This window comes from Pseudomonas sp. B21128, assembly GCF_044218865.1.
Lineage (GTDB): Bacteria > Pseudomonadota > Gammaproteobacteria > Pseudomonadales > Pseudomonadaceae > Aquipseudomonas > Aquipseudomonas iridis.
In genome coordinates, this window is record NZ_CP162590.1 from 2,915,907 (window position 1) to 2,937,051 (window position 21,145).

The 21,145-nt window shown below is 58.7% G+C and carries 17 protein-coding genes; 10 read left to right on the plus strand and 7 right to left on the minus strand.

What is annotated here, in order from left to right; translation table 11 throughout:
- Positions 1 to 17 precede the first annotated feature (17 nt).
- Positions 18 to 2,912, minus strand: coding sequence for a ribonucleoside-diphosphate reductase subunit alpha (locus tag AB4P91_RS12945; protein WP_042560516.1), 2,895 nt, complete (start codon positions 2,910 to 2,912; stop codon positions 18 to 20).
- A gap of 855 nt (positions 2,913 to 3,767) precedes the next feature.
- On the opposite strand from AB4P91_RS12945, the gene AB4P91_RS12950 reads away from it, so the two are divergent.
- Together AB4P91_RS12950 and AB4P91_RS12955 are read left to right on the plus strand one after the other, a co-directional pair.
- On the plus strand, positions 3,768 to 4,490 hold the full coding sequence (locus AB4P91_RS12950; RefSeq protein WP_042560515.1) for a response regulator: 723 nt from the start codon (positions 3,768 to 3,770) through the stop codon (positions 4,488 to 4,490).
- On the plus strand, positions 4,487 to 6,097 hold the full coding sequence (locus tag AB4P91_RS12955) for an ATP-binding protein (RefSeq protein WP_150592971.1): 1,611 nt from the start codon (positions 4,487 to 4,489) through the stop codon (positions 6,095 to 6,097). Before AB4P91_RS12950 ends, AB4P91_RS12955 begins: the two co-directional genes overlap by 4 nt.
- Positions 6,098 to 6,336: 239 nt before the next feature.
- Here the strand turns inward: AB4P91_RS12955 and AB4P91_RS12960 are convergent, their stop codons facing one another.
- Both AB4P91_RS12960 and AB4P91_RS12965 read right to left on the minus strand, forming a co-directional pair.
- Positions 6,337 to 7,062 carry a 4'-phosphopantetheinyl transferase gene (locus tag AB4P91_RS12960; protein ID WP_150592972.1) on the minus strand — a complete coding sequence of 242 codons (726 nt, stop codon included), beginning with the start codon at positions 7,060 to 7,062 and terminating at the stop codon, positions 6,337 to 6,339.
- A 149-nt stretch (positions 7,063 to 7,211) separates the two neighbouring features.
- Positions 7,212 to 8,003: a dienelactone hydrolase family protein gene (locus AB4P91_RS12965; protein WP_395604908.1), complete on the minus strand. Its 792-nt coding sequence runs from the start codon at positions 8,001 to 8,003 to the stop codon at positions 7,212 to 7,214.
- A 141-nt stretch (positions 8,004 to 8,144) separates the two neighbouring features.
- Between AB4P91_RS12965 and AB4P91_RS12970 the strand changes: the two genes are divergently transcribed.
- From AB4P91_RS12970 to AB4P91_RS12980, 3 genes are all read left to right on the plus strand, one after another.
- The gene (locus AB4P91_RS12970; RefSeq protein ID WP_395604909.1) at positions 8,145 to 8,750 is read left to right on the plus strand and encodes a hypothetical protein; all 606 of its coding nucleotides are present in this window, start codon (positions 8,145 to 8,147) and stop codon (positions 8,748 to 8,750) included.
- Between the two features lie 153 nt (positions 8,751 to 8,903).
- The gene (locus tag AB4P91_RS12975; protein WP_042560510.1) at positions 8,904 to 9,581 is read left to right on the plus strand and encodes a response regulator transcription factor; all 678 of its coding nucleotides are present in this window, start codon (positions 8,904 to 8,906) and stop codon (positions 9,579 to 9,581) included.
- On the plus strand, positions 9,578 to 10,924 hold the full coding sequence (locus tag AB4P91_RS12980) for an ATP-binding protein (protein ID WP_150592975.1): 1,347 nt from the start codon (positions 9,578 to 9,580) through the stop codon (positions 10,922 to 10,924). Before AB4P91_RS12975 ends, AB4P91_RS12980 begins: the two co-directional genes overlap by 4 nt.
- Before the next feature lie 582 nt (positions 10,925 to 11,506).
- Here AB4P91_RS12980 and AB4P91_RS12985 read toward each other — a convergent pair.
- Positions 11,507 to 12,571, minus strand: a complete 1,065-nt coding sequence (locus AB4P91_RS12985) for a S8 family peptidase (RefSeq protein WP_395604910.1) — start codon at positions 12,569 to 12,571, stop codon at positions 11,507 to 11,509.
- A gap of 551 nt (positions 12,572 to 13,122) precedes the next feature.
- Here AB4P91_RS12985 and AB4P91_RS12990 point away from each other — a divergent pair.
- Entirely contained in the window at positions 13,123 to 13,581 is a 459-nt protein-coding gene (locus tag AB4P91_RS12990; protein WP_150592977.1) for a hypothetical protein, read from the plus strand.
- A gap of 219 nt (positions 13,582 to 13,800) precedes the next feature.
- Here AB4P91_RS12990 and AB4P91_RS12995 read toward each other — a convergent pair whose 3' ends face one another.
- Positions 13,801 to 14,799: an AraC family transcriptional regulator gene (locus AB4P91_RS12995; RefSeq protein ID WP_150592978.1), complete on the minus strand. Its 999-nt coding sequence runs from the start codon at positions 14,797 to 14,799 to the stop codon at positions 13,801 to 13,803.
- A gap of 348 nt (positions 14,800 to 15,147) precedes the next feature.
- Here AB4P91_RS12995 and AB4P91_RS13000 point away from each other — a divergent pair, with 348 nt between their 5' ends.
- Entirely contained in the window at positions 15,148 to 16,482 is a 1,335-nt protein-coding gene (locus AB4P91_RS13000; protein ID WP_150592979.1) for a dicarboxylate/amino acid:cation symporter, read from the plus strand.
- A gap of 144 nt (positions 16,483 to 16,626) precedes the next feature.
- Positions 16,627 to 17,808 carry a CaiB/BaiF CoA transferase family protein gene (locus tag AB4P91_RS13005; protein ID WP_395604911.1) on the plus strand — a complete coding sequence of 394 codons (1,182 nt, stop codon included), beginning with the start codon at positions 16,627 to 16,629 and terminating at the stop codon, positions 17,806 to 17,808.
- Positions 17,809 to 17,942: 134 nt separating this feature from the next.
- On the opposite strand, the gene AB4P91_RS13010 is transcribed toward AB4P91_RS13005, so the two are convergent.
- A complete protein-coding gene (locus AB4P91_RS13010; protein WP_395604912.1) occupies positions 17,943 to 18,437 on the minus strand; it encodes a SprT family zinc-dependent metalloprotease in 495 nt (164 codons plus the stop codon).
- A gap of 148 nt (positions 18,438 to 18,585) precedes the next feature.
- A complete protein-coding gene (locus AB4P91_RS13015) occupies positions 18,586 to 19,188 on the minus strand; it encodes a Yip1 family protein (protein WP_150592981.1) in 603 nt (200 codons plus the stop codon).
- A gap of 272 nt (positions 19,189 to 19,460) precedes the next feature.
- Here AB4P91_RS13015 and ttcA point away from each other — a divergent pair, with 272 nt between their 5' ends.
- Positions 19,461 to 20,285 carry a tRNA 2-thiocytidine(32) synthetase TtcA gene (ttcA, locus tag AB4P91_RS13020; RefSeq protein ID WP_150592982.1) on the plus strand — a complete coding sequence of 275 codons (825 nt, stop codon included), beginning with the start codon at positions 19,461 to 19,463 and terminating at the stop codon, positions 20,283 to 20,285.
- A 151-nt stretch (positions 20,286 to 20,436) separates the two neighbouring features.
- On the plus strand, positions 20,437 to 21,111 hold the full coding sequence (locus tag AB4P91_RS13025) for a DNA-3-methyladenine glycosylase I (RefSeq protein ID WP_150592984.1): 675 nt from the start codon (positions 20,437 to 20,439) through the stop codon (positions 21,109 to 21,111).
- The last annotated feature ends 34 nt before the right edge of the window (positions 21,112 to 21,145 follow it).

Genomic DNA, 21,145 nt, shown 5'->3' on the forward strand with positions numbered 1-21,145 from the left:
GCCTGAGTCAGCTCAGCTTATTGGCAAGCTTCGCAATCCGGCTCGTCAATCGCGCAAGCCTTTGGCACTGGAGCAGGACCGGCCGGAGCTGCCAGGACCGAATCTTCACCGTGGTTGCCGCCGCTGGAAACCGCGTTCAGCTTGCCGGTGTTGATGGTCGACTTCTCGGTGCTGGTCGCGGCCAGGGCACGGAGGTAGTAAGTGGTTTTCAGGCCACGGTACCAAGCCATGCGGTAGGTCACGTCCAGCTTCTTGCCCGATGCGCCGGCGATGTACAGGTTCAGCGACTGGGCCTGGTCGATCCACTTCTGACGACGGCTGGCCGCGTCAACGATCCACTTGGTGTCCACTTCGAACGCGGTTGCGTAGAGCTCTTTGAGTTCTTGCGGGATGCGCTCGATCTGCTGAACCGAACCGTCGTAGTACTTCAGGTCGTTGATCATGACCGAGTCCCACAGACCGCGCGCCTTGAGGTCGCGAACCAGGTACGGGTTGATCACGGTGAATTCGCCCGACAGGTTCGATTTCACATACAGGTTCTGGTAGGTCGGTTCGATCGACTGCGATACGCCGGTGATGTTGGCGATGGTCGCGGTCGGTGCGATGGCCATGATGTTGGAGTTACGAATGCCTTTCTGTACACGGGCGCGAACCGGTGCCCAGTCCAGGGATTCGTTCAGGTCAACGTCGATGTACTTCTGGCCGCGTTGTTCGATCAGGATCTGTTGCGAATCCAGCGGCAGGATGCCTTTGGACCACAGCGAACCCTGGAACGTCTCGTAAGCGCCGCGCTCGTCAGCCAGGTCGCAAGAGGCCTGGATGGCGTAGTAGCTGACCGCTTCCATCGACTTGTCGGCGAACTCGACGGCAGCGTCGGAGCCGTAGGCGATGTGCTGCAGGTACAAAGCGTCCTGGAAGCCCATGATGCCCAGACCCACCGGACGGTGGCGGAAGTTGGAGTTCTTCGCCTGCGGTACCGAGTAGTAGTTGATGTCGATCACGTTATCGAGCATGCGCACGGCGGTGTTCACGGTGCGTTGCAGTTTAACGGTGTCTAGCTTGCCGTCGACGATGTGGTTCGGCAGGTTGATCGAGCCCAGGTTGCAGACCGCGATCTCGTCCTTGTTGGTGTTCAAGGTGATCTCGGTGCACAGGTTCGAGCTGTGAACCACGCCGACGTGCTGCTGCGGGCTACGCAGGTTGCACGGGTCTTTGAAGGTCAGCCATGGGTGGCCGGTTTCGAAGAGCATGGACAGCATTTTACGCCACAGGTCTTTGGCCTGGATGGTCTTGAACAGCTTGATCTTGCCCGGGTACTGGGACAGCGCTTCGTAGTATTCGTAACGCTCTTCGAATGCCTTGCCGGTCAGGTCGTGCAGATCCGGTACTTCGGATGGCGAGAACAGGGTCCACGGACCGTCATCGAAGACGCGCTTCATGAACAGGTCAGGGATCCAGTTGGCGGTGTTCATGTCGTGGGTACGACGACGATCATCACCGGTGTTCTTGCGCAGCTCGATGAACTCTTCGATGTCCATGTGCCAGGTTTCCAGGTAAGCACACACAGCGCCCTTGCGCTTGCCACCCTGGTTAACGGCTACGGCGGTGTCGTTCACGACCTTGAGGAACGGAACCACGCCTTGCGACTTGCCGTTGGTGCCTTTGATGTACGAACCCAGCGCACGGACCGGGGTCCAGTCGTTGCCCAGGCCGCCAGCAAATTTCGACAACATGGCGTTGTCGTGAATCGCGTGGTAAATGCCCGACAGGTCATCCGGCACGGTGGTCAGGTAGCAGCTCGACAGCTGAGGACGCAGGGTACCGGCGTTGAACAGGGTCGGCGTCGAAGCCATGTAGTCGAACGAGGACAGCAGATTGTAGAACTCGATCGCACGGTCTTCTTTGTTCTTCTCTTCGATCGCCAGGCCCATGGCCACGCGCATGAAGAAGATCTGCGGCAGTTCGAAACGCACGCCATCCTTGTGGATGAAGTAGCGGTCGTACAGGGTCTGCAGGCCCAGGTAGGTGAATTGCTGATCGCGCTCGTGGTTGATCGCCTTGCCCAGTTTCTCCAGGTCGAAGGTGGCCAGCACAGGGTTCAGCAGTTCGAACTCGATACCTTTGGCGATGTAAGCCGGCAGGGCCTTGGCGTACAGGTCGGCCATTTCGTGGTGAGTGGCGCTCTCGGCCACTTCCAGGAAGTTCAGGCCTTCGGCACGCAGGGTGTCCATCAGCAGGCGGGCGGTCACGAACGAGTAGTTCGGCTCGCGCTCGACCAGCGTACGGGCGGTCATCACCAGGGCGGTGTTGACGTCGGTCAGGGCCACGCCGTCGTACAGGTTTTTCAGGGTTTCGCGCTGGATCAGGTCGCCGTCGACTTCAGCCAGGCCTTCGCAAGCTTCGGTGACGATGGTGTTCAGGCGACCCATGTCCAGCGGCGCCAGGCTGCCGTCGGCACGGGTGATGCGGATCGACGGATGCGCGTTGACGGCTTCTTCGGCCGGGGCGTGGGCCGCGCGTTCTTTCGAACGACCGTCGCGGTAGATCACGTAGTCGCGAGCGACTTTCTGCTCACCGGCACGCATCAGGGCCAGTTCGACCTGGTCCTGGATTTCTTCGATGTGGATGGTGCCGCCCGAAGGCATGCGACGCTTGAAGGTCGCGGTGACCTGTTCGGTCAGGCGGGCAACGGTGTCGTGGATTCGCGACGAAGCGGCAGCGGTGCCGCCCTCAACTGCGAGAAACGCTTTGGTGATAGCGACGGTGATCTTGTCATCGGTGTAAGGAACGACAGTGCCATTACGCTTGATCACGCGCAGTTGACCAGGCGCGGTGGCTGCCAGATCCGAATTCGAATCAGCGGCCTGCGGCAAGGTGCCCTGCGGGTTCTCGCGAGTTGTGTCGGTTTGCATGAGGGATTGTCTCCACATTCTCTATGTTTGTTTGGGCACCATCATGGTGCTCACCGTTCTGTCCCGAAGCACTACAACCGACGAGAGTCGGCATTCACAACTTCGGAGCAGTAGGAAAAAGGCTACGACGCCGCATCCTTGCCGAAGTTTCTGGTTGCGAGCACAGGCTCGAACCGGATTCCTTTCGGATGACAGTAATGACTGCAACACCCATACCGTTTTGCCCGTTCGGGGCTATAAAAACGGTGCCGTCCGCCGGTGCGGTCTGGTCTTCGAAAAACTTGCTGTGTCCAAGCTGAAACTCACCATAAATCGCTTGAGTTTCAGCTCTGAAATGTGGTTGGGCTATTAAGGCAAAAACCCTACATGTAGGGTCTCTGTTTTCGCCGTGCTACAAGATAATGCGTTTTAAGGGGTGTTGCAACGTACGGACTGTGGATAAACCTGTGCGTAAATTGTGTAAGAAACCTGGAATTCCCGTGTAGGCCGCGAACCTGCTGACCTAGACCGTTTGTCACTGTTTTGCCGCCGACAAAATCGCTTCAGCGGTTTTTTAAGGGCGCGAACCCTATCACAAAATCCGGCCTTGTCCGAACGCATTTACCGACTTGTGTTCTGGCTGTACGCCGTTTATACAATCGGCTCACGCGCAGGCATTCTTATCCTCCAACAACATGACAAATGAACGGGAGGATCCAGAGAATCTGTGGGAGCGAGCTTGCTCGCGAAGGCGTCGGCGAATCCCACATTATTGTCGACTGATCCACCGCTTTCGCGCGCAAGCTCGCTCCCACAGGGATAGTGTTGTCCCTGGCATTTCCTTCTATTAATAAAAACAGCAAGCAGAGGTCACCGGTGGAGCAACAAGCCTTTCAGATATTGATAGTCGAGGATGATCAACGTCTGGCCGAACTCACTCGGGACTACTTGCAAGCCAATGGATTGCGCGTGGAAATCGAAGGCAACGGCGCGCTGGCGGCGGCGCGGATCATCGCCGAGCAGCCGGATCTGGTGATCCTCGATCTGATGCTCCCCGGTGAAGATGGCCTGACGATCTGCCGCAAGGTGCGCGACCGTTATGACGGGCCCATCCTGATGCTGACCGCGCGCACCGACGATGCCGACCAGATCCAGGGGCTTGACCTCGGTGCCGACGATTACGTGTGCAAACCGGTGCGTCCGCGATTGTTGCTGGCACGCATTCAGGCATTGCTGCGACGCAGTGACACACCCGAGCCGAGCGCGGAGAAAAGCCGTCGCCTGCAATTCGGTCCGCTGGTGGTCGACAACGCCTTGCGCGAGGCCTGGCTGAGCGACAACGGCATCGAGCTGACCAGCGCCGAATTCGATCTGCTGTGGCTGCTGGTGTCCAACGCCGGGCGCATCCTGTCGCGGGAGGAAATCTTCACTGCGCTGCGTGGCATCGGTTACGACGGCCAGGACCGTTCGATCGATGTGCGTATCTCGCGCATCCGCCCGAAAATCGGTGATGACCCCGATCACCCGCGTCTGATCAAGACCATCCGCAGCAAAGGCTACCTGTTTGTCCCTGAAGCCTGCGTAGACCTGACGCTGTGAACTCGATCTTTCTGCGCATTTACGGCGGCATGTGCGCAGCGCTGATTCTGGTGGCGGTGCTCGGTGTGCTGGCGCTGCACCTGCTCAATCAGGTGCGCAGCGAACAATATCGCGAGCGTCTGGCCCATGGCACGTTCTCGCTGATGGCTGACAACCTGCAACCGATGAACGAAACCGAGCGCCATCGTGCGCTGCTGGTGTGGGAACGACTGCTGGGGATTCCGCTGGCGCTGAAGACATTTGCCGAAACCGATCTCGATCTGTCCCAGCGCGCCCGGGTGCAGCGCGGCCAGGCGCTGGTCGAACAGACCGGGCCGCATGCAGCGAAAGTCTATCGACTGGTCAGCAACAAGGAGCAAATCGTCCTCACCGGCGAAGTGCAGCAGATCAGCGAGCAACTGGCCCGGGCGACGATTTACCTGCTGGCTGATGAACTGGTGCGCGTGCCCGTGGCCGAGCAACCGAAACGGCTGGCGCAGATAAAGAAAGACAAGGGTTTTGGTTTTGACCTGCGGCTGGTCACGATCAATGACGCCGACATGGATGAAGACCAGAGCCGGCGCGTGTCCGAGGGCGATACGGTGATGGCGCTGGGCAAGGGCGGCGATTCGATCCGGGTCTTTGCCGGCATGGTCGGCACGCCGTGGGTGCTGGAAATCGGCCCGTTGTATCAGATGAATCCGTACCCGCCGGAATGGCTGGTGCTGATCGCCGCGCTCGGCCTGAGTTTGATCGGCCTCATTGTTTATCTATTGGTGCGTCAGTTGGAGCGGCGTTTGCGCGGTCTCGAAGCAGCGGCCACGCGCATCGCCAAGGGCAGCCTGGAAACCCGCGTGCCGGCGCGCGGTGCCGACTCGGTCGGGCGCCTGGCTTCGGCGTTCAATGGCATGGCCGAGCACTTGCAGCAGTTGCTGGCGATCCAGCGCGAACTGGTGCGCGCGGTGTCCCACGAATTGCGCACGCCGGTGGCGCGCCTGCGTTTCGGCCTGGAGATGATCGGCTCGGCGACCACCCCGCAAGCACTGGAAAAGTACCGTGAAGGCATGGATCACGACATTGAGGACCTCGATAAGCTGGTCGATGAAATGCTCACCTACGCGCGGCTGGAGCAGGGTTCACCGGCGCTGACGTTTCAGCGCATTGACCTGGACGCACTGGTCAATCAGGTGATCGAAGAACTGGCGCCGTTGCGCGCCGAGGTCACGGTGCAGCGTGGGTTGTGCCTGTCGGCTGCCGACAACGATGATGCCTGGGTTGAGGCTGAGCCTCGGTATCTGCACCGCGCCCTGCAGAATCTGGTGGGTAACGCGATGCGCCACGCGCACTCGAAAGTCACGGTGAGTTATCAGGTCGGGCAATTGCGTTGTCGGGTCGATATCGAAGATGACGGGCCGGGTGTGCCGGAGGTGGCGTGGGAACGGATTTTCACGCCGTTTCTACGTCTGGATGACAGTCGCACGCGGGCGTCGGGCGGGCATGGCTTGGGGTTATCGATTGTGCGGCGGATCATCCATTGGCATGACGGCCGGGCGATCATTGGCAAAAGCAAAAGCCTGGGTGGGGCTTGCTTCAGTTTGAGTTGGCCGAGAAATCAGGAGCGCCGCTGAGTCTTGAGCTGGCCGGCTGGCCCCATCGCTGGCAAGCCAGCTCCCACAGGTGTGGGGTGGGACCATAAACTCAGCCACAGGTGTGAGGTGGGCCAATAAGTTCAGCCACAGGTATGAGGTGGATCCATAAATTCAGTCAAAGGTGTGAGGTTTGAGGTGAGTCCACAATATCTGTGTCTATCACCAACACTGTGGGAGCTGGCTTGCCAGCGATGAGGCCCCATCAGCCAACAATAATCTCAGGCCTTGATGCTGACCAGACTCAACAACTGACCATCCTGCACCCCGAACTGGGCATCCAGCTCCGTGCCGTTTCGCCACTCAGCCGACAGATCGGTCAACAAGCGCAACCGGACGGAGCCCGCCTCGGTCCACTCCAGCACCTCGGCGTGCTCAAAGTAAAAGCGCTTCTGCACGATCGGGTAGAGCGCCTTGAACAAACTCTCTTTCACCGAAAACGTCAGTGTCACCCACAGGGCCGTTTGATCCGGCGATGCCGCAGCCATGCGCTGCATTTCCGGCGCGGTCAGAATTTCTCCGGCCAGGCGCTCGGCGCGTTCGCGGTTGAGCAGGTTTTCCAGGTCCATGCCCAAACCGCGCCAATGCTGCTTGTTGGCGACAATCGCCGCCGCGCGGCCGGTGCTGTGGGTGATCGAGCCGCAGATGTGCGCTGGCCAGACCGGCGCGCGATCTTCGCCAATTGGCGGAACCACGCCGCTACCCTGAAGTTGCTGCAACGCCGCGCGGGCACAGATGCGCCCCGCGAGAAACTCCGCCTGCCGCTTGGCCACCGAACGCTGAATACTCGGCGGCGGCTCGATGGCGCTACGCTGGAAGTCATTGCCAAGCAGTTGTGACGGATCGAAATGGGTGCTGAGCAGCACCGTGTCGGGCAATACCGTCGGCAACGGCCAGTGAGCATCGAGCGGGGTGCAACAGGCGGGGAGGGCTGGAGTTGGATTCATGACGGGCATTTTGCCGGTTAGTCGGGACAAGGTCGAGATCAGTGGTGCGGCTTTCGCGAGCAGGCTCGCTTCCACAGAGAATTTGTGATCAACGCAGATTCAAAGTGGGAGCGAGCCTGCTCGCGAAGGCCGCGCCGCGGTCTTTCAGGTCAGCCAAATAGTTTTTCGAAAAACGCTTTCATGTCCGCCCAGGATTTTTCATCGGCGGCCTTGTTGTAGCCGATATCCGGGCCACCGTGTTCGCCATGACTCAGGCGATCAGCATCCGGATTGCTGAAACCATGCTTGGCACCGTCCAGGCTGACAAACTTATAGTCAGCGCCAGCCTTGTCCATTTCCGCCTTGAACGCGGTAACGGCGTCAGGTGTGACCATGCTGTCGAGCGCGCCATGCTCCACCAGAATCTTCGCTTTCACACTGCCAGGCGTGGCCGGGGTTTTGGTTGCCAGTGCGCCGTGGAAACTCACCACACCCGCCAACGGCACACCCTGACGCGCCGCGTTCAACACCACCGCACCGCCGAAGCAGTAACCGATGGCCGCCAGTTTGTTCACGTCGGTCTGCGGCTGTTTCTTCAGTACATCCAGCCCGGCTTCGAAACGCTTGCTGGCCGCCGCGGCGTCCGCGGTCGCTGCCTGCATGAACGCCATCGCATCTTTCGGGTGCTCGGTGTTCTTGCCTTCGCCGTACATATCGATCGCCAGCGCGCTGTAACCGAGTTCGGCCAGATCCCGCGCGCGGCGCTTGGCGTAATCGTTCAGGCCCCACCACTCATGCACCACGACGATCCCCGGGCGTTTGCCTTTGATGGCGTCGTCGTAGGCGTAGTAACCGATCAGCTTCGTGCCGTCGGCGCTCTGGTAGGGGATTTCCTCAGTCTTGATCGCAGCCTGGGTGAGGCTGCTGACAGCGAGCAACGTGAGGGCGAGGAACAGGCGCATGGTGGTCTCCTTATTGATAAGTGGTCAAAACAGCCTAGTCGATTTGGTTCAGGTCAGGTTCAGAGAGCGTTCAGGGTCGGTACAGGGGAGGGTCAGTAACCTTGCGCCATACCCAAACAGCACTGTGAAAGAGGAAATACCATGACTCGTTTAAACAAACTGCTGCTGGCATTGACCGTAATGAGCGCCAGCATCGCGGCCCATGCCGACACCCCTTCCAACTTCGCTGGCCTGACTTTCGGCCAGACGAGCGACAAGATCAAAAAGTCCCACGCACTGAACGATAACCTTGATCACCCGAACGCCACTGGCGCGATCGACGGCAACAACACCTACGGCGTACGCCTCGGTCAGCAAAACTCGCAAGGTCGCTACTACGCCACCTACGACAACGTGTCCGGTTCGCACGATGGCATTAAACTGCGTCAGGAAAACCTGCTGGGCAGCTACGATCTGTTCTACCCGGTGGGCAGCAGCACCAAACTGTTCGGCGGCGCGACGGCGGGTCTGACCAAGCTGACTCAGGAATCCCCAGGCTTTAGCCGTGACAGCGACATCGGCTATGCAGTCGGCGGCCAGTTCGGTGTGATGCAGCAAGTTTCGCAAAACACGTCGGTGGAACTCGGTTACCGTTACCTGCGCAGCAATGCCAGCACCGAGATGAGCGAACGCGGTGGCAGCAAGCAAGGCTCGCTGGACCTGACCAGCAGCGCGCAGACGTACTTGTCGGCCAACTACTTTTTCTAAAGTGTGATTCGCCGTAGAACACTGTGGGAGCGAGCTGGCTCGCGAAAGCGATGGTTCATTCAACATCTTCGTTGACTGACTATCCGCCTTCGCGAGCAAGCTCGCTCCCACCGGTGTGTTTTTGGAGATTTCTGATTTGCCCGGGAGAGCGTCATGAAGCTATTGGTCGTCGAAGATGAAGCGCTGTTGCGCCATCACCTGCAAACCCGCCTGACGGAGAGCGGTCACGTGGTTGAGTCCGTGGCCAATGCTGAAGAGGCGCTGTACCAGACCGGCCAGTTCAACTTTGACCTGGCGGTGATCGATCTCGGTCTGCCGGGCATGGGCGGTCTCGACCTGATTCGTCAGTTGCGCTCAGGCGGCAAGACCTTTCCGATCCTGATCCTCACCGCGCGCGGTAACTGGCAGGACAAGGTCGAAGGCCTCGCCGCTGGTGCCGATGATTACGTGGTCAAACCGTTCCAGTTCGAAGAGCTCGACGCGCGCCTGAATGCCTTGCTGCGCCGTTCCAGCGGCTTCACCCAGTCGACCATCGTTGCCGGCCCGCTGTTGCTTGATCTCAATCGCAAACAGGCGAGCCTCGATGAGCAACCGCTGGCGCTGACCGCTTACGAATACCGCATCCTTGAATACCTCATGCGCCATCACCAGCAAGTGGTGCCCAAGGATCGCTTGATGGAGCAGCTCTATCCGGACGACGACGAGCGCGATCCAAATGTGATCGAAGTGCTGGTCGGCCGCTTGCGCCGCAAACTCGAAGGCCCGGCCGGGTTCAAGCCGATCGATACCGTGCGGGGCCTCGGTTACCTGTTCAATGAGCGCTGCACTTGATTCGTTCCCTTCGCGTTCGACTGATGCTCGCCGCCACCACGTTGGCGGTGTTGTTCATGCTTGCCCTGCTGCCGGCGATGCAAGGCGCATTCAGCCTTGCCTTGCAGGATTCGATCGAGCAACGCCTGGCTTCGGACGTCACCACGCTGATCTCTGCCGCGCGCGTTGAAAACGGGCGACTGATGATGCCGTCGCAGTTGCCCGATGAGCGTTTCAACCTCACCGACTTCCGTTTGCTCGGTTACATCTACGACCGTGAAGGGCACCTGGTCTGGCGTTCCAGAGCGACTCAGGAAGAACAGATCAACTACAAGCCGCGTTACGACGGACTCGGCAATGAGTTCGCGCGGATACGCGAAGCCAATGGCCAGGAGTTCTTCGTTTACGACGTCGAAGTCAAACTGCTCGGCGGCAAAAGTGCGGCGTTCAGCATCGTCGCCCTGCAACCGGTGCGCGAGTACGAAACCACCCTCGAAGGCCTGCGCGAAAATCTCTATCTGGGCTTCGGCGCAGCCTTGCTGGTGTTGCTGGCTCTGTTGTGGATTGGCCTGACCTGGGGCCTGAAAGCCTTGCGCCAACTCAGTCAGGAACTCGACGAAATCGAAACCGGTACTCGCGAAAGCCTTACCGAACAACACCCGCGCGAACTGCTGCGCCTGACAGGCTCGCTGAACCGTTTGCTGCTGAGCGAGCGTCAGCAGCGCAGCCGTTATCGCGATTCTCTGGATGATTTGGCGCACAGCCTGAAAACGCCGTTGGCGGTGTTGCAAGGCGTCAGTGAGGACATGGCTCAGCGGCCTAAAGACGTCGATCAGGCCTGGGTTCTGCAGAGTCAGATTGAGCGCATGAGTCAGCAGATCAGTTATCAGCTGCAGCGGGCGAGTTTGCGTAAAAGTGGGCTGGTGCGGCATCAGGTGCGGTTGCGTCCGGTGCTGCAAAGTCTGTGCGATACGTTGGACAAGGTGTATCGCGATAAGCGTGTGCGGGTGGTGTTTGATCTGCCCGAGCATTGTTATGTGCCGATCGAGCAGGGCGCCTTGCTGGAGATGATGGGGAATTTGCTGGAGAACGCTTATCGGCTTTGTCTGGGTGAGGTGCGCATCAGTGTGCGTGAGAGCCTGACCGGGGTTGAGTTGTGTGTTGAGGATGATGGGCCGGGTGTGCCGCCGGATCAGCGGGCGCGGATTCTGGAGCGTGGTGAGCGCCTGGATCGTCAGCATCCGGGGCAGGGGATCGGGTTGGCGGTGGTGAAGGATATTATTGAGAGCTATAACGCGAAGTTGATGTTGGGGGATTCGCCGATGGGGGGGGCGGCGTTCAGGATTCACTTTCCTGCGGTTTGAGTTTTGACCGGGGTTTTGGTTTTGGTTTTGGTTTTTGGGTTGGGGTTGGGGTGGGGGTGTATATCCGTTGCTGCGGTTATGGCGGCTTAGGGTTTCGCCCTTACGGCGAGTCACCTTTTCCAGACGCCGAAAAGGTAACCCAAAAGGCTTTGCCCTGACGTTCGGCCCACTCGCTGGGGCTCGGGGTTCCTTCGCTCCGGGATCCATCCGGGGCATCGATTCCGGTTTGCTTCGCTGCACCTCCTTTCGATGTCTTCCCCGGATGAACCCCTACACTCAGCCTGCCGACGGGCCTTTTAGATCAAGATCAACAGCTGCACTCGAGCTAACGCTCATTGTGTTGAGTGGGGTGGCTGCGCCACGTGCTTGGGGCGCCAATATAACTGTGGGAGCTGGCTTGCCAGCGATGGGGGGCTGACAGTCGGCAGTTTTTTGCGTGTACTCGGTTCAACTGTAGGAGCTGCCGGAGGCTGCGATCTTTTGATTCTGATCTTTGCGGTGTTTTTCTGGATGCGTGCGCGGTTCGATATACCGCGGGTGCGTACTTCCCCCTAACTCCTCCGTCAGTCCCTCAAAACTGCATCAATCAATGCTGGAGTCCGGCGCTTGGCGGGAGGCGGCTTCCAGGTCCAGCAGTCCTTGTCCGTAGGCTTCGCTGTTGGCGTAGATGCCCGTCCGGTTGGCGGTGGCCAGCAGGTGTGCGCGGACTTGTTGTGGCGTGAGTTCGGGATAGCGACTTTGCAGCGCCGCCATGGCGCCACTGACCAGTGCTGCCGCGGGAGATGTGCCGGCAGTCTGCACGTATTGACCATCCTTGTTGGTGGTCAACAGACCTTGGTCAGCACCTGAGTCGCCACCCGGTACGGCGATGCACCAGGCGGCTGCCACGCCGCAGTAGTTGGATTTGGCATTGATGGCGCTGCCATCGTTTTTCAGTGCAACCACTGCGATCCAGCCTTTTTCAAGTTCTGGCAGGGCGAGCGGCAATCCAGGTTCTGCCAGGGGTTCTCGCTTCAACTCGTTGCCGGTCGGGAAGACAAATACCGCGCCGTCCTGAACCAGTTTTCGGGCGGTTGCCAGCGACTCCGGCATGACCTGCTTGTAGCGTGCTTCGTTGATCTCGGTCGCCGGGATGGCATTGGCCCACGAGTTGTTGAGGATCAGCGCGCCTTTGTCGAAACCGGCCTGCCAGGATTGGGCAATTTCGCTGTCGAAGAAAAACGGCTCATTGTCGTCACCGAAGCGGAACGGGATCAGCTGTGCGTTGAACGCGACGCCGTGCATACCCTGGTCGTCCTTGTTGGCGGCGAGAATGCCCGCCATCTGGGTGCCGTGACCGATTCGGTCAAAGGTGCCGACTCGGTTTTCGACATGATCAAACCCCGGATCACGCAGCCGTCCCTGAAATTCCGGCACGTCGCTGTTCAATCCCGAGTCGATCAGTGCGACGGCCACGCCCTGACCGGTGCCGCCACGGGCATACAGAGATGAAGCATGAATGATCGCCAAGCCTTTCTGGGCTTGATATTCCTGCGTCTCGAACGGCGTCGGATCGATAGCGGGCGGTACGGGGGCTGTCAGGCATCCGGCTAACAGCAGCGGCAGCGCAAGCGCGGGGATGATCGAAATATTGAGTATTTGAAGCATGATCGTTCCTTGATAAGGCTCCGTGCAAGGCAGGCTCTCTGGCCTGTGCAATTGTCGCGGAGAATTTTTTTGAAGCGGGAACCTTACCGGTGAGAAGCGGTGAAACGTCATGGAGGCAAAGTGCCCCGTCTGTTTCAAAGGATGGCGAATGGAAAGGTTTGAAGTATCAAAGTTTCAGGCGAGGGAGCGCAGCCCCCCGGATTTACTCGCCCGACCTGCCTTTTATTGCCTGAATCACTTTCAACGAAGGGGTTAAATCGACATTTTCAGACATGCTTTCAGGCAACGCCGACGGTTCGGTAAACCCAACTGTTCAGCGATCTGTAGCAATGCGGGGCATTTATCTTTTTATATGAATAAAAAGTAATGTCATTCGGAGGTTCCTCGGCTATATCGAAGTTCGAGATATAGCAAGTTTTTTATTCGCTATTGTTATTAAAACCTGTCAGTTCTTACAGGTGTCAGTGGGGCGGTTCGACGTTATTGTGCCGCACCGGAACCTCGTTTGAAGGGCCGGACTTCCACTGTGGTGAAAACATGAGGGACTTAAAGTGAACGACAAAACAGATAATTTCGATGATTTTACGGATTTTAAGAACTTCGATTTTAACGGGTGGGAGGGGAGTAATAGCCGGGTTCATATCGTTAACATCAAGGGCTCTTTCTTTTTGGAAGCGCTGCCGTTACTCGGTAGTCATGGCTTCACCAGAGTGGGTAAAAGCTTCGAAGATCTGCCAGAGGGGAAGGCCTACCAGGTTACCTTTACTTATGAATCTCCCCATCCTGGCTTTGTGAAACTTCAATATGATACCGGCCGGGTGGAAATGCCCCTTCTTGCGACGGAGGGCACCCTGAAAGAACATCACATATTTATAAATTCGGGAGGCCTTCAGCAAACATTGGAGCTGTATGTGCACACCGATAGCAGAATCGGAGAGTCCAATGTCAAGTTGGGTGAAATCAGAGTACGCCAGATTACTCAGGCATATATTGATAGCCTGGGAGGCTGATGCCACGCAATACAATGTGCATTCATCAAACCATTGAGCGATGAATGCACACCCACTGCTGGCACGGCTAGGAGGTCGCCATAAATCCCGTGCAAGTCGACCATGCTCCATGGGCAACAAGCTTCGCAATTGAGGGCGGGCAAGATCCGTGGCAACGAAAAATCTTCGGTTTCTCGCCTCACGTAATCAATGATTGAGATGTTTGGTCAGGCGAGCGTCTCACAACTCCTGCGCCCGATACGCCCCCGGCGTCAGCCCCGTCCACTTCTTGAATGCCCGATGAAACGCCGACGGTTCGGAAAAACCCAACTGTTCAGCGATCTGTTGCAACGACAGATCTGCGCGGCCCAAATGGTAGATGGCGATATCCCGCCGCAGCTGGTCCTTCAACGCTTGAAAACTGGTGCCTTCCTCGCGCAAATGCCGGCGCAGGGTTTGCGGGCTGATGTGCAGGTGCGCGGCCACGGCGTCGAGATCCGGCCAGCGTGTGCTATCGCGGCTGAGCAAGCGGCGCAGGCGGCTGCTCAGGCTGTCGCCGTCGTCGGGGCGTGACAGCAAATCAGCGGGGGAGCGTTCGAGGAAGTGTTTGAGGGTGCGTTCATCCTGCAGCAACGGCATGGGCAGGTAGCGGCTATGGAACAGCAGGCTGCTTCGATCTGCTGAAAACACCAAGGGGCAGGGGAACAGCAGGTCGTATTCGGCGCCGTGTGCAGGTTTCGCATAGCTGAATGTCGCCTGTTCCAAGCGGATTCGCTGGCCGATCAGCCAACTGCCCAGACGATGCCAGATCACCAGCAGGCTTTCGCTGAGGAAGTGATCCGGGTCCCACAGTTGCGAATCGTCGAGGCTCAGGCGCACCCATTCGTCCTCACGGCTCAGGGTCAGGCGCGGTGCCTCGGGGAACAGGCTGTAAAACAGCAGGCCGCGTTGCAGGGCTTTCTCCAGGTTGCGGCAGTGAATCGAGGCGTGGCACATCATGGCGAAGCTGCCGGGTTTGCTCGCGGCCTTGCCGAAGCCCAGGTATTCGTCGTCCAGTGCCAGCCACAGGCTCTGGATCAGGCGGGTGAACTGCTCCGGGGCGATGCGCGCGCGGGGCTCGTCAAGCAGTTCGGGGCTGATCCCCAGTTGCAATAGCAGGCCAGAGTAATCGAACCCCAGGCGGCGTGCGCCCCCCAGGGCGGCACGGGCGAAATGACTGGCAACGGTGCGTTCGCGCATAAGCGGCAGATCCTTCCTCAGGCGTCGGATGGTAGCCGGGGGGTGGCAGGGGAACAAGGCGGATTTCCGCCAAATTGTAGGACGAGAACCGGCGAGTTGGCGGATATCCGCCACCCTTAAGTAACCGTGTAGTGACGAAAAAAACCTGTAAACCCTGATATCAAAAGGCTTGTAGCCATCTGCACCAAAGTGGCACGACGTTTGCGATACAAGTGACAGAAGCGTGCGTTCTGCTTGCCGCAAAGCGCCGTTCCAACAACAAATCCCTCCAGTGCAGGAGGGTTCGCAATTCAGGTTTCGCTGACGACAGATGGATGTTGCCACGCGGGACGCTTGAGGAAACTTGCAATGACGACTCGTCAGCCAATTTACAAATCCCTGTATTTCCAGGTGATCGTTGCCATCGCTATCGGCATTCTGCTTGGTCACTTCTATCCGCAAACCGGTGTGGCCCTCAAACCGCTGGGTGACGGGTTCATTAAACTGATCAAAATGGTCATTGCCCCCATCATCTTCTGCACCGTTGTCAGCGGCATCGCTGGCATGCAGAACATGAAATCGGTGGGCAAGACCGGCGGCTATGCGCTGCTGTATTTTGAAGTCGTATCCACCATTGCCTTGTTGATCGGCCTGATCGTCGTCAACGTCGTGCAGCCGGGCGCCGGCATGCACATCGACGTGACCACTCTGGATGCCTCGAAAATCGCCACCTACGTGACGGCCAGTAAAGACCAGAGCATCGTCGGCTTCCTGCTCAACGTGATCCCCAACACCATCGTCGGCGCGTTCGCCACAGGCGATATCCTGCAAGTGCTGATGTTCTCGGTGATCTTCGGCTACGCCCTGCATCGTCTGGGTTCGTATGGTCGTCCGCTGCTGGACATGATTGATCGCTTCGCCCACGTGATGTTCAACATCATCAACATGATCATGAAACTGGCGCCGCTCGGTGCGTTCGGTGCCATGGCTTTCACCATCGGTGCTTACGGTGTCGGCTCGCTGGTGCAACTGGGCCAGTTGATGATCTGCTTCTATATCACCTGCGTGCTGTTTGTGTTGGTGGTGTTGGGCGGGATCTGCCGCGCGCACGGTTTCAGTGTGCTGAAACTGATTCGCTACATCCGCGAAGAGCTGCTGATCGTACTGGGCACTTCGTCCTCTGAATCGGCACTGCCACGCATGCTGATCAAGATGGAGCGTCTGGGTGCGAAGAAGTCGGTAGTCGGTCTGGTGATCCCGACCGGTTACTCGTTCAATCTCGACGGTACTTCGATCTACCTGACCATGGCTGCGGTGTTCATTGCTCAGGCGACTGACACCCACATGGACATCACCCACCAGATCACTCTGCTGCTGGTGCTGCTGTTGTCCTCCAAAGGGGCGGCGGGTGTGACCGGTTCGGGCTTCATCGTGCTGGCGGCGACGCTGTCGGCGGTAGGTCACCTGCCGGTGGCCGGTCTGGCGCTGATCCTGGGTATCGACCGCTTCATGTCTGAAGCTCGCGCACTGACCAACCTTGTTGGTAACGCGGTTGCGACCATCGTTGTCGCCAAGTGGGTGAAAGAGCTGGACACCGACGTGCTGCAATCCGAGCTGGCCTCGGGCGGTCGCGGTATCTCCGACCAGCGTGAAGAAGACGACCTGGGTGTGGCTGAAGGCCCAGCCCCGGTCAATCTGAAGTAAGCATCGCGTGTAGGAAAAACCCGCTTCGGCGGGTTTTTTCATGCCCGCGATTTGAGCGTAACGGTCACGGCTGGTGACACTTACGGTGATTGCTGTACCGGCCATGGCTGCCTAGGCTGAAGGCATCGTCCAAGGAGTTCGCTCATGTCCGCACCGCTGGCCTCATTGAAAATTCTCGATTTCTCGACGCTGCTGCCGGGGCCGTTTGCTTCGCTGTTGCTGGCGGACATGGGCGCCGAGGTGTTGCGCATCGAATCGCCGACGCGCATGGATCTGCTACGAGTCTTGCCGCCGCATGATCAGGGGCTGTCGGCCAGTCACGCTTATCTGAACCGCAACAAGCGCAGTCTCGCGCTCGACCTGAAACAGCCCGAAGCGCTGGAGCTGGTCAAGCAGTTGCTGGCCGATTACGACATCGTCCTCGAGCAGTTTCGCCCCGGTGTGATGGAGCGTCTGGGCCTGGGTTACGAGGCCCTGAAGACGATCAATCCGAAGCTTATTTACGTGTCGATCACCGGTTACGGCCAGACCGGCCCGTACAAGGATCGCGCCGGGCATGACATCAACTACCTGGCGCTGGCCGGGCTTGCCAGTTACACCGGCCGCGCCGACAGCGGGCCGTTGCCGTTGGGCATGCAGGTTGCGGATATTGCGGGTGGTTCGCTGCACGGGGTGATTGGTCTGCTTGCGGCGGTGATCGCCCGCCAGCAAACCGGGCAGGGCACGCATCTGGACGTGAGCATGACCGATTGTGCATTCAGCCTGAATGCCATGGCCGGTGCCGGTTTTCTCGCCTGTGGTGCAGAGCCGGGTTGGGAAGACCAGATGCTCAATGGCGGCAGTTTTTATGATTATTACCGTTCACGGGATGGTCGCTGGATGTCGGTGGGCAGTCTGGAGCCGGCATTCATGCAGCCATTGTGCGCGGCACTGGGGCGGCCGGAATTGGCGGCGCAGGGCTTGTCGCCCAAGCCCGAGCATCAGCGAGCGCTCAAGGAAGCCTTGAAGGTCGAGTTTGAAAAGCATGACTTTGCCGAGCTGTGCGAGTTGTTTGCCGGGATCGATGCGTGTGTCGAGCCGGTGTTGAATCTCGGCGAAGCAACCCAACATCCGCAATTACAGGCGCGGGAGTTGGTGGCGCAAGTGCCGCGCGGGGATGGTTCGACTCAAGCGCAAATGGCATGCCCGCTGAAGTTTTCCCAAGGGTTGCCGGCGCCACGGCATGTCGGGGCGGTGTTGGGGCAGCATACGGATGAGGTATTGGGAGAGTTGGGGTTGAGCCCTTCGAAAATTGAAGAGCTGCGCCGGGCCAAAGTCATTCTTTAGTGCCTGTTCTGGCTTCATCGCTGGCAAGCCAGCTGCCACAGGTTTCGGAGTCGTACACAGAATCTGTAGACACCTTGAACACTGTGGGAGCTGGCTTGCCAGCGATAGGGCCAGTCGCTGTACCACTAATCCGACTATTCCACCCGCATCTCACCACTGAACACCAGCGTGTTCCGGCAGCGGCGGCACAGATACCGCCGTCCTTGTCGCACCAGACTATGGCGCTGCGCCGAAAACGGAAAATCACTTTGCGCACACGGGCATTTGTAGATGTAGCGGGTCACGCTGCGGCGCTTGATTGCATAAGTGTGGCAGCGATCCGGCGGCAGTTCGTAAACGCCGCGCATGATCAGTTGCCACTCTTCGCCGTGAGGCTGGATGCGGTCGCCGAACAGCTGATGGGCGATCAGGTGCGCCACTTCGTGGGCCACGGTTTGCTTGAGGAAGTGTTCGGCGTTTTCCCGGTAGAGCTGAGGGTTGAAGCGCAGCAGGTTCTCGTGCAGATGCGCGACCCCGGCTTTTTGTCCGCGCAGCTTGAGACTCACCACGGGGCGTTGGAAATGACGTTTGAAAAAGGATTCAGCGAGTTGGTAACAGTCTTCGACGCGAGTATTGAGTTGCTCGGGCATGCTTGATGGATCTCCAGAGGCGTCAAGTATGCCGCAACCCTCAAGCGTTGCGAATCGCCGAACCGCCGAATGGTCATCCCTTACACGAGAAGGCCGCCTTGCGGCGGCCTGTATTGGCAGATCTTGTTTTTCTCGGGGAGTCATTGCGTCAATTGGTATAAACGGGGCCCACGCCCAGTCCCCAGACAATCACAGTGAACGCCATGATGGCTACCAGCACCACCAGACCGACCGCCAGTACCGAGCTGGAAAACAGAAAACCTTCGTCCGACGGAATATTCATGAACGTCGGTAGCCCCACGTACAACAGATACACGGTGTAGCAGATGGCTGCCGTGCCAACGATCATGCCTAGCCACATATGCGGATACAGCGCCGCCAGCCCGCCGACAAACAGCGGCGTCGCGGTGTAGGTGGCAAACGCCACGCAACGCGCCAGGCTGGGGTTGGCGTCATAAGTGCGGGCCATCCAGTGCACGAAGGCACCCATGACCGCGACCCCGCCGAGCATCGCCAGGTATGACATGACCGTCATCCACGCCGCACTTTCGACGGTGAGCATGACCGGCGAGCGATTACCAATGACCCAGCCAACCTGGGTGGTGCCGATAAACGCCGAGATGGCGGGGATCGCCGCCAGAATCAGCGTGTGCGTCAGGTACATGTGGCTGATGCTTTCCTCTTGGTCGCCACGGATTTCCTTCCATTCCTGATCGGGGTGGGTAAAAAGCCCCACTACGTGATGGATCATGCCATTCACTCCTCTTGTTATTGCCATCGCCCCCCAACGGAGCGCCTACGGGCCAAGGTGGCCGAGCAAATTCAGGTCTTCAGATGTGTGCGACCTTACGTCGCAGTATAGAAAGGTCTTAACCGCACAGGCACTGGGGGCTTAGAGCAAATTGCGCTGTAAACACGGGGCTTAATCGCGCTGGGGTCTTGGCGCGGCCCGACGGCCCTTCGCCCTCACGATTTTTTTGCGTAAAATGCCGGCCTTTCGTCACACCTCACGGATTTCGCGTCATGGGCACTCTTACGGTCAACCAGAACAAGCTGCAAAAGCGCCTGCGCCGTCTGGCGGGCGAAGCTGTCGCCGATTTCAACATGATTGAAGACGGCGACAAGGTCATGGTCTGCCTGTCCGGGGGCAAGGACAGCTACACCATGCTCGACGTGCTGATGCATTTTCAGAAGGTTGCGCCGATCAGGTTCGAGATCGTCGCCGTGAATATGGACCAGAAGCAGCCGGGCTTCCCCGAGCACGTGCTGCCGGCCTACCTCAAAGAGCTGGGCGTCGAGTATCACATCGTCGAAAAAGACACGTATTCGGTGGTCAAAGAGCTGATCCCGGAAGGCAAGACCACCTGCTCGCTGTGCTCGCGTCTGCGTCGCGGCACGCTGTACACCTTCGCTGATGAAATCGGCGCGACCAAAATGGCCCTCGGTCACCACCGTGACGACATCGTCGAAACGTTCTTCCTCAACATGTTCTTCAACGGCAGCCTCAAGGCAATGCCGCCCAAGCTGCGCGCCGACGACGGCCGTAATGTGGTGATCCGCCCGCTGGCCTACTGCAGCGAGAAAGACATCCAGGCCTACTCGGACCTCAAGCAATTCCCGATCATCCCGTGCAACCTCTGCGGCTCGCAGGAAAATCTGCAGCGCCAAGTGGTCAAGGACATGCTTCAGGAATGGGATCGCAAGACTCCGGGCCGAACTGAAAGCATCTTCCGCAGTCTGCAGAATGTGATTCCGTCACAACTGGCCGACCGCAACCTGTTCGACTTCACCAGTCTCAAGATCGACGAGACGGCGGCTTCGCGCTTCGTGAATGTTGTAAACCTGTAACCCCATTCACTGGTGGGAGCGAGCTGGCTCGCGAAGGCGTCGTGTCAGTCGACATATGTGCTGAATGACACACCGCTTTCGCGAGCCAGCTCGCTCCCACAGGGATGTGTGTTCATAGGTGAAATTTTATTTTCAATTCCCGGGAGAGGGCATGCGCGATTACAAGTGGCTGCACGAATTCTGTCTGAACCGTTTCGGTTCGGCGGCTGAACTGGAAGCCCATCTGCCCGTCCCCAAGACTGCGGCACAACTACGCAAGATCAGCGACGACCGCTACCTCTCGACCATGGCCCTGCGCGTGTTTCGCGCCGGCCTCAAGCACAGTCTGGTGGACGCCAAGTGGCCGGCTTTCGAAGAAGTGTTCTTCAAATTCGACCCGGAAAAAGTCGTGCTGATGAGCGCCGAACACCTTGAACGGTTGATGCAGGACGCGCGGATTATCCGTCACCTGGGCAAGCTCAAAAGCGTGCCGCGCAACGCGCAGTTCATTCTCGATGAGGAAAAAGAACGCGGCAGCTTTGGCGCGCTGATTGCCGACTGGCCGGTGACCGACATTGTCGGTCTGTGGACGTACCTGAAGAAGCGTGGGCATCAACTGGGGGGGTTGTCGGCGCCCCGGTTTTTGCGCATGGTCGGCAAGGACACGTTTGTGCCGAGCTATGACGTGGTGGCAGCGCTGAATGCGCAGAAGATCGTCGACAGAGTGCCGACCAGTCTGCGTGATCTGGCGATTGTGCAGGACGCGTTCAATCAGTGGCATGAACAGAGTGGCGGGCGGGCGATGAGCCAGATTTCGATGATGCTCGCGTACACCGTCAATCATTAAGACCGCGTCGCCCCATTCGCTGGCAAGCCAGCTC